Origin of the sequence: Ktedonosporobacter rubrisoli (assembly GCF_004208415.1) — a bacterium.
Lineage (GTDB): Bacteria > Chloroflexota > Ktedonobacteria > Ktedonobacterales > Ktedonobacteraceae > Ktedonosporobacter > Ktedonosporobacter rubrisoli.
In genome coordinates this window covers 3,652,942-3,665,471 of the sequence record NZ_CP035758.1, presented here as the reverse complement: position 1 = coordinate 3,665,471, position 12,530 = coordinate 3,652,942, and the positions used below count along the sequence as shown (strand labels likewise).

The 12,530-nt window shown below is 50.4% G+C and carries 11 protein-coding genes and 3 pseudogenes; 12 read left to right on the top strand and 2 right to left on the bottom strand.

Going from position 1 to position 12,530, the window contains the following annotated elements:
* The first annotated feature begins 4 nt into the window (after nt 1-4).
* Nucleotides 5-1,036 carry a hypothetical protein gene (locus tag EPA93_RS16325; RefSeq protein ID WP_129888527.1) on the top strand — a complete coding sequence of 344 codons (1,032 nt, stop codon included), beginning with the start codon at nt 5-7 and terminating at the stop codon, nt 1,034-1,036.
* A gap of 104 nt (nt 1,037-1,140) precedes the next feature.
* Nucleotides 1,141-2,964, top strand: coding sequence for an asparagine synthase (glutamine-hydrolyzing) (asnB, locus tag EPA93_RS16320; RefSeq protein WP_129888526.1), 1,824 nt, complete (start codon nt 1,141-1,143; stop codon nt 2,962-2,964).
* A 68-nt stretch (nt 2,965-3,032) separates the two neighbouring features.
* Here asnB and EPA93_RS16315 read toward each other — a convergent pair whose 3' ends face one another.
* Nucleotides 3,033-3,407, bottom strand: coding sequence for a hypothetical protein (locus EPA93_RS16315; RefSeq protein WP_129888525.1), 375 nt, complete (start codon nt 3,405-3,407; stop codon nt 3,033-3,035).
* Between the two features lie 383 nt (nt 3,408-3,790).
* Here EPA93_RS16315 and EPA93_RS16310 point away from each other — a divergent pair, with 383 nt between their 5' ends.
* From EPA93_RS16310 to EPA93_RS16290, 6 genes and pseudogenes are all read left to right on the top strand, one after another.
* A complete protein-coding gene (locus EPA93_RS16310; protein ID WP_129888524.1) occupies nt 3,791-4,129 on the top strand; it encodes a hypothetical protein in 339 nt (112 codons plus the stop codon).
* Between the two features lie 424 nt (nt 4,130-4,553).
* Nucleotides 4,554-5,336, top strand: coding sequence for an MFS transporter (locus tag EPA93_RS48445; protein WP_165423178.1), 783 nt, complete (start codon nt 4,554-4,556; stop codon nt 5,334-5,336).
* Entirely contained in the window at nt 5,309-5,707 is a 399-nt protein-coding gene (locus EPA93_RS48440) for an MFS transporter (protein ID WP_165423177.1), read from the top strand. Before EPA93_RS48445 ends, EPA93_RS48440 begins: the two co-directional genes overlap by 28 nt.
* Before the next feature lie 61 nt (nt 5,708-5,768).
* Nucleotides 5,769-6,344, top strand: a pseudogene (locus EPA93_RS16300) (IS607 family transposase).
* A pseudogene (locus EPA93_RS16295) lies at nt 6,344-7,579 on the top strand (RNA-guided endonuclease InsQ/TnpB family protein). Before EPA93_RS16300 ends, EPA93_RS16295 begins: the two co-directional pseudogenes overlap by 1 nt.
* A 614-nt stretch (nt 7,580-8,193) precedes the next feature.
* On the top strand, nt 8,194-10,053 hold the full coding sequence (locus EPA93_RS16290; protein WP_207229571.1) for a reverse transcriptase/maturase family protein: 1,860 nt from the start codon (nt 8,194-8,196) through the stop codon (nt 10,051-10,053).
* Nucleotides 10,054-10,065: 12 nt separating this feature from the next.
* On the opposite strand, the gene EPA93_RS50980 is transcribed toward EPA93_RS16290, so the two are convergent.
* A complete protein-coding gene (locus tag EPA93_RS50980) occupies nt 10,066-10,386 on the bottom strand; it encodes a tyrosine-type recombinase/integrase (RefSeq protein WP_422877891.1) in 321 nt (106 codons plus the stop codon).
* A 27-nt stretch (nt 10,387-10,413) separates the two neighbouring features.
* Here EPA93_RS50980 and EPA93_RS50975 point away from each other — a divergent pair.
* The 4 genes and pseudogenes from EPA93_RS50975 to EPA93_RS16270 all read left to right on the top strand — a co-directional run.
* Nucleotides 10,414-10,785: pseudogene (locus tag EPA93_RS50975) on the top strand (IS701 family transposase); the annotation flags it as partial.
* A gap of 111 nt (nt 10,786-10,896) precedes the next feature.
* The gene (locus EPA93_RS16280) at nt 10,897-11,175 is read left to right on the top strand and encodes a helix-turn-helix domain-containing protein (protein WP_165423175.1); all 279 of its coding nucleotides are present in this window, start codon (nt 10,897-10,899) and stop codon (nt 11,173-11,175) included.
* Nucleotides 11,172-11,507, top strand: coding sequence for a hypothetical protein (locus EPA93_RS16275; RefSeq protein WP_129888520.1), 336 nt, complete (start codon nt 11,172-11,174; stop codon nt 11,505-11,507). Before EPA93_RS16280 ends, EPA93_RS16275 begins: the two co-directional genes overlap by 4 nt.
* Nucleotides 11,508-11,850: 343 nt before the next feature.
* Entirely contained in the window at nt 11,851-12,417 is a 567-nt protein-coding gene (locus EPA93_RS16270; protein ID WP_165423174.1) for a TetR/AcrR family transcriptional regulator, read from the top strand.
* The last annotated feature ends 113 nt before the right edge of the window (nt 12,418-12,530 follow it).

The window sequence follows — 12,530 nt, the reverse complement described above, 5'->3', positions numbered from 1 at the left end:
TCCTATGGCTATTAGGAGCGATCTTTTGCTGGACGTTCAGCAGGCTTATAAGGTGGGTAAGGCAGGAAACGGAAATCCATATAATGAAGATCGGCCAGGGCTCCTGGAAAGAGTACACCAATGGAATTATGGCTTCCAGCCCCAGGAACAGCTAGTCAAAGATCTTTGCGTTGACCTGCTGCGCTCAACCATTGCTGCGATCCGGCAAGGCGAATTAACGAATGCAGAGGGTTTCATACGGGCTATGCGAAGCATCATCGCTAACAGCAGTTTATCGAAGAATAATCAAGCAGTTTGTCATAGTTATATAGCAGCGGCCGTTGCATATCTTGATTATAAGCGCCAAAGATATGAAGATGCGATGGAGCATTTGCAAGAGGCCCTGGCTATCGATGAGCGGCTAGAGCAAACAGATCCTATCTATAGATATATGCATCTGCATCGCATGATGCTTCTTGACAATTGGGTACGCGTGCTGGCTCGTCAGAGATCAGCTTTTGAAGCCATGGATCTTGCATTTCACGTCCTTGATTATCTCGAAAGGAAGATACCGACTCTCCCTCTTCCTACCATCTGGGACTCATCTCTGTTAGCTGCTTATCCAGCCGATATATTGAGTATCTTTTTCCGCACTATCGCCTCCCAGATCGCAGAGGCTGCTACGGGTCAGAGTTCGATTAGTGCTCCTGATGGAATGATGCAGTTGCGGGATATATTTGTCCATGCCTGTCATCACTCTTCTCCTGCTGCTTCTAGCACTTGCTATCTCAGCCCTGCTTCGCACGACTGGATACAGCTAAAGATAGCGGCGCTTGAAGATAATATTTCTGTATTTCTTCAGCATTCTATCAGGTTGCTTTCCGCTGGTCCAGGAAGAGTACCGACGCTCTGGTATGCAACTATTGTGGAAATTATTCTCTTAAGTCAACGCCTTCCCAGTAGCAATGCAGCCTTTCGAGAAGAACTAATGCAAGAGGTGCTTACATGGCAACGCCTCCCTCCAGCATGGAAAACTGCTATCTGGAAGATAGCATGATGCTCATGATTGTTGTGCTGGCGCTGTATGCAACTGTACTCTTTAAGAGTATTAGGTGAGCGATGGCCTAGTTTTTTAAGTTTCTAAGAGGGAATTACTTATCCATGTGTGGTATTACTGGAATGATTGATTGGGAGCGAGATCTTACTCAACAACGCCCCCTTCTGGAGCGCATGCTTCGGACTTTGCAGGCAAGAGGACCAGATGCAGAAGGTTGCTGGTTGTCAGCACGAGCGGCGTTGGCGCACCGTCGCCTCGTCGTCATTGATCCACAAGGTGGAGCGCAACCAATGGTTCTTAAGCAGGATGGAAATGTTTATGTAATTACCTATAACGGAGAGCTGTATAATTTCAAAGAGCTCCGTTCCGAATTAGAAAGCCGTGGACATACATTCCTCTCCCGCTCTGATACAGAAGTCTTGCTGCATGCTTATGTAGAGTGGAGAGAGGATTGTCTGCACCGCTTGAACGGCATGTTTGCTTTTGCTCTCTGGGATGAGAACAAGCAACTCCTGCTCATGGCACGTGATCATCTGGGAATCAAGCCGCTATTTTACGCAGAGCGAGCCGGGACCTTCCTCTTTGGCTCGGAACTCAAGGCCCTACTGGCTCATCCGCTAGTGCACCCGGAGATAGACGCAGAGGGGCTGGCTGAAATCTTTGTCAGACCTGTCATGCATACACCTGGTTGCGGCGTCTACCGCAACGTTTCTGAACTACGTCCTGGCCATTATGCTATTGTGGACCCCACAGGTATACATATCAAGCCCTACTGGCTCCTCCACAGCTTTCCACATTCAAATGATGTACAAACTTCGGCAGAGTATATTCGCTCCATACTCGAAGATACGATGCAACATCAGTTGATTGCAGATGTCCCGGTTGTTTCTATGCTTTCTGGCGGGCTAGATTCAAGTGGATTGGTGGCGCTGGCTGCCAACATACTTCGACAGGACGGAAAGAAACTTCATACCTATTCCATTGACTTTGTAGAGAGCGCACGCGATTTCCAGCCAGATATTGTGCGCCCAGGCTATGATCAGTTCTGGGTTGAGCGCGTTTCAGCATCAGTCGGGACAACTCATCATACGATTGCCGTCGATACACCTGAATTACTAGACAATCTTTTTGTCCAGCTTCATGCGCATGATCTCCCGGGTATGGGCCAGCTCGAAACATCTCTCTACCTACTTTCTAAAGCTATGAAACAAGATGCCACTGTGGCTATCTCGGGCGAGGCTGCAGATGAGATATTTGGTGGCTATTTCTGGTTTCATCAGCAAGCTGTTATGCGTGCAGCAACTTTTCCCTGGATGGTAGAGATGCCACTGAATAAGATATTATCGCCAGAAGTGCTAGAAAATATTAGCATAGATGACTATGTATCGCGAAGGTATCGGGAAGCTCTGACAGAGATTCCCCGCTTAGCCGGAGAAGACGCGTATGCTGCCAAGAAGCGTGAAATTTCTTATCTTCATCTGACACGCTACCTCCCATCTTTACTGGAGAGGAAAGATCGTATGAGCATGGCAACTGGTTTTGAGGTACGTGTACCATACTGTGAATATCGCTTGGTGGAATATGTCTTTAATGTGCCCTGGGAAATGAAGACGATTGGTAGAATTGAAAAGGGAATATTGCGTAGGGCACTGGCTGATGCCTTGCCCAATGATGTGCTATATCGAAAAAAAAGTGCCTATCCTCTGACTCGCAACCCTTCGTATATGCATGGTGTGCAACAGAGGATGCTAGATTTACTGAATACGCCAGAGGCGCCGTTACTCAGGCTTATTAACAGTAAATTAATCAGTCAAATAGTAGAATTGCAGTCTCCTCATCAATATAGTGGAGGGATCGCCTCGGTCCTCGAATACCTGATACAAATTAATGCCTGGCTTACAAAGTATCACGTTAGCCTTCATTTATAATCACTAGCTATTCTGAATGGAAGTGAGTATGAATTTATCACCATGGGCCACTTTGATATCGGCTCATCCTACCTTTTTATTAGCTCTACTTCTTCTCGCTGCAATCGTTCCTGCTCTTGGAAAATGCAATAGGATTCCGCGATGAGTGCGGCCGTGTCTTCAGCCATTTTCCGTAGCTGCGCAGCACTCTCAGCACGAATTCTTCGGATCTCTGGAGAGGCCCGATGTGCTGCTTCAATGGCAGCTGGATCAACGGAGAGAGGGCCGCAAATGACGTATTTGCGGCGTATAGTGAGTAAGCGCGTATGAATCAGCCCTTGTACCTCGTTCTCGTTAGAGCCAGCTTGCGTAGCTTGTTCGAGCGTCCACCTTGTTCTAATGGTCATAGAGATCGCTATCAGAGGGATGGCAACTGCGATGATGGCGCCGATGATCTCGCCCATCTGGCCCTCCTTCCCCGGTTTTTATTCGTCTGTCTGCTGTTTTGGGAAGGAGGCCGTGCCCTCCGTCATCTCACCTGCGACGAGTGAAGTGCTCAGAGCATCAGCGCTTTCAGCTAGGAGCTGCTTGATACGTAGCAGCCTGATGATGGCAAGCAACAGCAGGAGGAGACCACAGACCCCGTAAAGGATGCCGTAAATCCCACGCGATGCGCAACGAGATTGCATCCTGTAGATGAAAGCAAGCAGGGAAGCCAGTTGAGATCATGTATAATGTCTTTTATAATGTCTTTACCCCTCTTTCGCTCAGCTCATCTTTTTCCTCATTGGAGCAAAGAGTGTGGAAGAGCATCAAAGAAGCATCAAGATGAAAGGACTTGGACAGCTTGGAATCACTGAACATTGAGGGCGCGAAATTGGCAACGGGGAAGTGCTTTGTCGAGTACAATCTCCCTTCGACGATTGATGTCGCTGCCATTCTCAGGCGCCACGCACGAGAAGAGTTTGAGCCCGGGATGCTCCTTGAGACCTGGGGAGGCAGAGTGGCATCCTACTGGCCAGAGAGCGATCACGTTCTTGTTGTCGAAACCTGTACCTTTACTGCTCCTGGGTGGAGTGGGCCATTAACCCATGTCGAAATGATCACTCAAGAGCAGTATCAACACCATGTGGATCAGATAGCACGTGGGCAATTTGCTCCCATGAACGAGGCAACCAAAGGATGAGTAGAAAGCTCAAGAGATACGCTTCAACCTCAAGTGTCCATCGGAGAGAGCAGTATCGGTGAGGCCCACGAATTGCACAACGAGACTCCGCTCGGGGAGGCAAGTTTGTCCGAGAAGAAGGACTCTAGAGGATGGAAAGCACGAGGGTCAAGCCGTCGCCAACCCGAGCGAGGCAGCAACGTTTTCTGGGATGCCAAACAGCCTGATCGTGACCTGGGAAGTTACTGGATACCGCGTATTGCGAGCGAGCCGCTCTTGTCATTCACACCTCGTTGCGCATCGCGTGGGTTATTCGTATTGAATCGCCGGGACGCAAGCGCAGAGGATCGGTCTTTGTGCTACAGCCTCCTTTACCGATTGAATCAACTGGGGCACAGTAGAAAACAATCTTCTACCCTGTTTTTCTTGAGAGGATGCTCGCTTCGTGAATTTTCGCATATATTTGGTCGCTCTGGGAACCTTCACCATTGCCACTGATGCTTTTGTGATTGCAGGCATCTTGCCCGAAATGGCTCAGAGTTTCCATGTGACGATAGGCACCGCAGGCCAGTTGGTTACCGTATACTCGCTGCTTTATGGGTTTGGAGCGCCGCTGTTGGCAGCGGTGCTTGCTCCTTTCTCACGCAAGCATGTCTTGACTAGCGCTCTCGGTGGCTTCAGTCTGGCAAATGTCGCTTCGGCTCTTGCCCCATCCTTTAGCTTCATGATTGGGTGCCGTATTTTGGCTGGGGTCTGTGCTGCTGTGGTGAGCCCAACAGCTTACGCTCTGGCTGCAACGCTCGCCTCCGATAACACACGAGGTCGAGCATTAGCCATGGTGGGCTTTGGATCAAGTGCAGCGACAGTGGTCGGTGTGCCTCTTGGCACCTGGGTTGGACAGGCGCTTGGCTGGTCAGTGACTTTTGGTCTGATTGCTGGCCTCTCCTCTCTGGCTGGAGTGATTCTAAGCCTGGTAGGCATCCCAAGTATTCCCACATCTTCAACGATCGGTCTGAGAGCACGCTTCTCTCTGATGGTGCATCCCCTGCTCGTCTTGGCTTTACTGCCCACGTTGTTCTGGTCCATGGCCCACTTTACCTTGTACACTTATGTGGCTCCCTTCCTGCAACAAATGACCCACAGCAGGAATGTAAGCAGCTTCCTTCTCGTCTGGGGGCTGGCAATGTTGTTGGAAACTTGTTGGGGGGATATGTCGCTGATCACATAGGTTCTGGGCGCACCATCGTTGTCAGTTTGTTCACATTGGCCATTGCACTCAGTCTCCTGCCAACAACCTCCGCCTTTCTTCTGGGAACTCTGGTCCTTTTGTTTTTCTGGGGAGTGGCTGTCTGGACGGCCTGGCCCGCCTTGCAAAATCGCTTACACAATCGTTCACCTCACTTGGCTAGCCAGGTACTCGCACTCAACGGCTCTATCGACATTCTGGGAGGCGCGGGAGGAGCGGGAGTGGGTGGGCTCATTGTCAGTACATTTCCCGTCCAGATCCTGGCATGGTCTGGTGGTGCATTTGCGCTTGTGGCTCTTCTGTCCTTCTTGCTGAGCACTTGGTGTGATCAGGTGAGAAAGAAAGTGTTCTAAACGTTTCTAGTAAACGATGTCAAGTGTTGACAAATGGATCTATCTATACTCTATTTTCTGCATGAAATTAAGCCAGTACGCCAAACAACAAGGGATGAGCTACCGGACAGCATTACGCTGGTTTCGTAATGGAACGATCCAGGGCTATCAAGCTCCATCAGGAACCATTATCGTGACCGAACGAGAACCGATACAAACCATTGAGAAAGTTGCGATTTATGCACGAGTCTCTTCTTCGGAACACCGGGAGAACTGAGAGAGGCAAGGAGAACGGTTGAGCCAGTATTGTACGGTTCGAGGCTATCACGTGGCTCTGGTTGTCAAAGAAATTGCCTCCGGGGTCAACGACAGCCGCCCGAAATTACTCAGTCTTTTGAAGGATAGCAGCATTACGCGGGTGGTCGTGGAGCATCGTGATCGCTTGACGCGCTTTGGCTTTCATTCCATTGACACGCTTTTCTCCGTTCAGGGGCGCGCCATTGAAGTGGTGAACCCGGCGCAACATGACACTGAAGAGTTGTTGGCTGACTTGACCAGCAGTATCTCCTCATTCTGCGCCCGGCTCTATGGGCAACGACGGGCGAAACGCCAAACGGAGAAAGCGGTGCAAGCCTTACAGGCGAAGGAGGAAGCGTGATGCACCTGGTAGAAAGGCATCTCATCCGCAAAGATGATCCACGGTTTGCGGTGATTGATCAGGCCGCCTTTGCTTCCAAAAACCTGTATAATCAGGCCAATTACCAGATTCGACAATCCTTCATTCACGAGGGGAAGTATCTGCCGTATGCGGAAATCTTTCAGCGCGTGAAAACACATGAAGCGTATCGGGCGCTTCCGTGTAAGGTCAGTAATTCCATCTTGATTCAACTGCATAAGAACTGGACAGGCTTTTTTGAAGGGATAGCAGCCTACAAGCGAGACCCCTCTCCGTTCACCTGACGTCCCAAACTGCCCGGCTACAAAGACAAAGAAAAGGGACGCAATATCCTTATCTACGACAAACAAGCTCTCGGCAAACGCGTCTTCAAAAAGACGGGCAAGCTCGTGTCATCAGGATTACCCATCGAGATTGAAACCTTGATTACCGATTGGGAGAAGATTGCTCAGATGAGAATAGTCCCCCGGTTAGATGGATATATGATTGAGGTGGTTTATGAGCAAAAGGAACAACGAGCAGAGGTTGAGAGCGATGTGGTCGCGGCCCTTGATCTGGGAGTCAATGTCCTGGCTGCCCTGATCAGCAACAAGCCAGGTTTTGCTCCGCGTCTGGTGAGTGGCAAGCCGCTCAAAAGTGTGAATCAGTATTACAATAAACAACGCGCCCAGCATCAGAGTCGTCTCAGCCATGAGAACCGCTTTACCTCGCGCCATCTGGATCGGGTGACGACGAAGCGCAATCGTCGTGTTGACAGTTATCTGCACACGGCCAGCCGTCGCATCATTGACTTGTTGGTAAGCGAGGGGATCGGGACGTTGGTGATCGGCAAAAATCCGCTCTGGAAACAGGAAGCGAAGCTAGGACGCAAAAACAATCAGCAGTTTGTGCAACTTCCTCATGCTCGCTTGATCGATCAACTGACCTACAAAGCCAAACTGGTCGGGATACAGGTCATCATCCAGGAAGAAAGCTACACGAGCAAAGCGAGCTTTCTGGACAGCGACTCCATCCCAACGTATCAGGCAACCCGTGAGAAGCCTGTTTTTTCAGGCTCACGCATTGCTCGCAGTTGGTATCGTGCCAGTGATGGAACCATCATTCACGCCGATGTCAATGGGAGCTTGAATATTCTGCGGAAAAGTAACTCCGACCTTTTGCAAGTGGGGCGAGGAGGAGCGGGCGCGGCAGTTCGCCCTAGACGGCTGGCCGTCTAAACGGATGACCGATAGGCATATTTGTCATCATTCTAAGAGTGCGCCGTTTCACGGCATTTTGTATCGCTGGTAGAGCCAGCTAGAATTGTAGAGAAGTTCTAGGGTCAAGGAACCTACCTGGACTTGAAAGAGAAAGGGGAAAGTAGCATGTTCCTGACGCGCATGAAGGCCAAAATGCTGTAAGCCGAAGATGCGTCAGACCCGCGTGACATGGTTAGAGCTAGACTGCCCGAACCTGAACATCCAGACGTGTTAGTGATGGCACACCGGCCAGAGCATTTGACGACGGTGGCTGATCCCTACAGAGCGATTATCTTGAGCGCTCTGTACTCTACGGGAAAAGGCGATATGCATACGCATATTCAAGGATGTGAGTCAGGGACCTACCTCATGCTAGAACGTACAAAATGCACGGAATGCGGGATCATCCGAGTCTGAAAGCATCAGGTTAATGGAGACAAGATGCGATGGCACAAGCGCCTGAAAATCAGACCAGATGACGGAGCGTTCGTAGTAGTCGATGGAGTCACGACCATCCAGGGAGCGCGAGAAGATCGCGTACAGGGCGAAGGAACGCAGGTTTTCCATTTGCAAGAAGAAAAGAGGAGCACACAGTGCAACAACCGAATACTCTGCTTGCAATACTGAGCAAAATGGCCCAGAAACCAGAGATACAGTTCGATAAACTTTACCAAAAGCTGTACAATCCCGAACTGTGGCTCCTGGCATACCAACAGATCGCTCCCAAACCTGGGAATATGACCGAGGGTATGGATGGGAAAACGATTGACGGGGCAGGGATGCAACTCATCATGGATATGATAGGCGACCTCAAGGCGTCACGCTATGTCCCAAAACCTGTTCGTCGCGTCTACATACCAAAAGCCAGCGGTAAACTCAGACCATTGGGGATACCGTGTTTTCAGGATAAACTACTTCAAATGGTAGTTAAGCTCATCCTGGAGGCGATCTATGAACCAACCTTCTCAGAAGCATCACACGGCTTCCGGCCACAACGAAGTTGCCATACCGCATTAGAAACAGTTAAAAGAATGATCGGAGTTCGATGGTGGATAGAGGGAGACATAAAAGGCTTTTTCGACCATCTCGAACATAGAACGCTTCTGAGCATACTGAGTCAGCGGATCACAGACAAGAGATTTCTTCATCTGATCGAGCAATTTCTGAGAGCAGGATATGTGGAAGACTGGCACTACCACAAAACCTACTCAGGGGCACCACAGGGAGGAAATCTGAGCCCACTCCTAAGTAATATCTACCTGAACGAACTGGACCAGATCATGGCAACGAAAGTAGCCGAATTCAACAAAGGGGAAGCCAGGAAGGTAACGAGGGAATATGCTACGATCTGCAAGCAGCTTGTACGAGCCAAAAAAGTAGCTCGGCAAACGGGTGACTGGACAGTGTACAAGGCACTCAAAAAGCGCCAGCTCAAGACAACCGCAAAAGATCCTCAAGACCCCAATTACCGACGAATGTACTTCGTGCGTTACGCTGATGATTGGCTTGTGGGAATAAACGGAAGTAAAGCCGACGCAACCGAGATGAAAGCATGGCTCACAACCTACCTACGAGACGAACTCAAATTAGAGCTATCAGCAGAAAAAACGCTGATCACCCATGCCTCTAACAAGGTACGTTTCCTGGGATACGATATTGTCCGATGGAAAGGAACTCGCATACGACGCACCCGAACGAAAATCGGTATGCGCACGAGGCGAGCAACCGAGTACCAATTGGCGCTCCTCCTTCCTCATGACAAAAGCGTCTCCTTCGCCAAAAAGTATGGGGAACCTCAGAAATGGCGTGGGACACACAGAAAGCTGCTCCTCAGTCTCAGTGAGTTGGAAATTCTCATGATCTACAATGCGGAAATTAGAGGGTTTCTGGGATACTACGCACTTGCCGATAACTTGAAGTTAGTCGCACCATCACTCCTCTGGCTCACAACGAGCAGCTTTTTACGGACCCTGGCAAACAAACGCCGGAGTTCTCTCAAGAAAGTTGCACAGAGCCTGAAAAGAGGGCCAAACCAATATGTGGTTACTCTCAGTGAAGAGGGAAAACCCATCAAGGAGTATGAACTTGTCTCATCCACGAGGCAACTCATGAAAGAAAAAGTGACGCGGCGTGACCCGGATCTGCTCCCAAACACGCATCCGTATGCAAGCCGAACTGAATTAGGAAAGCGCCTCCTTGCACACACATGCGAGTGGTGCGGCACCTCAAGGGGGCAAATGGAAGTACACCATGTACGGAAACTGGGAAATCTCAAAGGAAAAGAAGCCTGGGAACGCCAGATGATAGAGCGACGCCGGAAAACCATGATCCTCTGTGTTGAGTGTCATGATGAACTGCACGCAGGCAAGTTAAGCGAAAAGAAGCGCTCAAGGAAAACTGGAGAGCTAGCTACACGGAAACGTGTACGGCTAGTTCGGGGGGGAGCGCAGTGAAACCTACTCCAGTCATGGAGTAAGGCGCACGGCGCTTACCCTACTACTGTAAGTCAGAAGAATCTCAGCCCTGTTATAGGCGCCGTAGCGGGTGATGCGGGAGTCTGGTTTCTTGACCATCTGATAGCCACAAAAGAGGGGATTGGTGGAGCGCTGTTCTTCAGCCAGGTAGAGATCGAGCGCGAGTCGGGTATGCTTTTTCAGCCGGTGCGTGACCCATGCCGACTTCTTCGGGCTGTAGATGACGGCGGTACCAGCGCTCTGGTCGAAGTTTTCAATGTTGAGTCCCACCAGTTCTGAGATGCGCAGCGCGTGTTCAATCAGTAAACACATCATCAACGTATCTTTAATGGGCAGCGAGAGATCGTGCACTGGTTTGTTCAGCGTTGGTCGGTTGAGGTCACTTTCCATGAAGTCCGCACGCATTTGGGAGTCGAAACCCAGCGCCAGTGGTCGGAGCTGGCGATTCAGCGCACGACTCCTGCTCTGTTGGGGATCTTTTCCCTGGTGACGATATTTGCTCATCTATTGCTGGATAACCAATCCTTTCCTGTTCGTTAGGCTGCTTGGTATGCCAAAGCCGTGCCGACTTTCTCGGATACCCTGGCCTTTGTCAGACGGCATCTCTGGCCGTCTGACTTTTTTACCACTTCGTCTTTTTTGCTGGACCTGGTGGAAATTCCACACGATCTTTACGATCGCCTCGTCGATACCCTCGCCTTTACGGCGTAATTTGGATAAAGTCTAGCTCAGAAAGTCAGGCATTTGGGGAACAAAGTTTGCTTGTTTGAATCTCTACAGGGCGGATAGGAGTTTCCTATTCAACTGCTCATCGAAGCAGATGTGCTTTCTTCTAGAGTCCTACCTATCCCTCTTTTTTTCCTTCTTCGACGGTTTGCAGAAGAAAAGTTTGCAGGGCTAGCCGACAAGTCGCATGCGCGCAAAAAGGTCAGGAAAGTGGATATTTCTACGATCCAGGAAATCAAAAAGCTATCAGAAAACCCGGATATTGGCGCGTATCGGGTCAGCGCTGCACTGGAACAGATGGACATCAAGCTTTCGCGGAGCACCTGTCGGCGCTATCTTTCGATCAATCGCAAACCGGATCACCTCCGAAGGTGATCCGGTTTGCAGGCCACTATGTGCTCATCGCTAAGAAAAATCAGCCCACGCTCTGGGAGGATCTGCACACCTTTTTCACTGATCCGCAAGCCGACGAAGGAGAGTGGGAAGAAGCACCTACTTGGAGCAAAGGGCTTGGGCGGCTGGAGGAGCGACGCATTCGCACCATCACGGTGCTCACGCCCTTGTTTACGCGCGAATGGAGCGGGGTCGAACAAGCCTTTGCCATTCGCAGGCGCGTCACTCATCCCCTCAAGTGCACCCAAGAGGTGGTCTATGGCATCACAAGCTTCTCTCCGGCTCAGGCCAGTCCCGCTCGGCTCCTGGAGTAGCTGCGCACGCATTGGCACAGAGAAAATCGCTAGCACTCTCGCCGCGATGTCACACTTGGGGAAGATGCTTCTCAAGTGTGAACTCAGGGTGCTCCTCTGGCCTTGGCGGCCCTCAATGGCACCGTGCTTGCCCTCATGGATTGGCTCCACGTTGCCAATGTGTCCGCGCAGATGCGCCGCTTTTGTGCTCGACCTCACGAAGCGCTTTCGTTCCTTCTTACCCCTTTGAGGGGAAATACGGGACTTTGAAATTGCCCTGGAATTTGCTTGATTACTCTTGACATGTTACTGAATGTGTCATATAGTTGGAATGAGGGTTCATTCCAAACGAAAAGCAGACTGTATGATGAGCAGGAAACGTGACCAAATCATTCTGGCGACTCGCGATCTTGTTTTTGAGCAGGGATTGCAGGACGTGGCCATGTCCCAGATTGCGCAGCGAGCGCAGGTCGGGATGGGAACCATCTATAATTATTTCCCCAGCAAAGAAGACCTCGTGTTTTGCCTGTTCAGCGAGATAAAGGCCACCATGAGCCTGCATGTTCTGGAAGGCTATGACGCAACGCAGCCAGTGGTTGACCGGGTTTTATACTTGCTGGGCAGCCTGGTTCGCTACAGCATTGAGCATCCGCGCGAATTTTTCCTCACAAATCAACTGGCGCAGATTCCTTTTATCCAGAAACGGGCCAAAAGCGAGAAGGTGCCAGCGCTGGTTGTGGCTTTCAATCAAGTGATGATCGACGCCCAACAGCAGCACCTGCTCAAAGCGATGCCGCTCGACGTGATGTCAGTGTTGCTCTTGGGGGCGACGAATGCGCTGGTCGAAGCACATATGAGGCAGCAAATTCACCTGGATCAGACCACTACTGAGCAAGCGACGTCGGCCTGCTGGGATGCCATCAAACGTTAGTTTTAAACGCTAGTTTTTTTGCCTGGTATTTGGAATGGATGCTCACTCAGATTTCGGATTGAATACAGGAAAGGAACTCCTTATGCAGAATATTCACTATCACCGTTACGGCG

Excerpts from the sequence above, each read along its gene's own strand:
- EPA93_RS16325 (WP_129888527.1), top strand. The coding sequence starts at position 5 with ATGGCTATTAGGAGCGATCTTTTGCTGGACGTTCAGCAGGCTTATAAG.
- EPA93_RS50980 (WP_422877891.1), bottom strand. The coding sequence starts at position 10,386 with ATGTGTTTACTGATTGAACACGCGCTGCGCATCTCAGAACTGGTGGGA.
- asnB (WP_129888526.1), top strand. The coding sequence starts at position 1,141 with ATGTGTGGTATTACTGGAATGATTGATTGGGAGCGAGATCTTACTCAA.
- EPA93_RS16315 (WP_129888525.1), bottom strand. The coding sequence starts at position 3,407 with ATGGGCGAGATCATCGGCGCCATCATCGCAGTTGCCATCCCTCTGATA.
- EPA93_RS16270 (WP_165423174.1), top strand. The coding sequence starts at position 11,851 with ATGATGAGCAGGAAACGTGACCAAATCATTCTGGCGACTCGCGATCTT.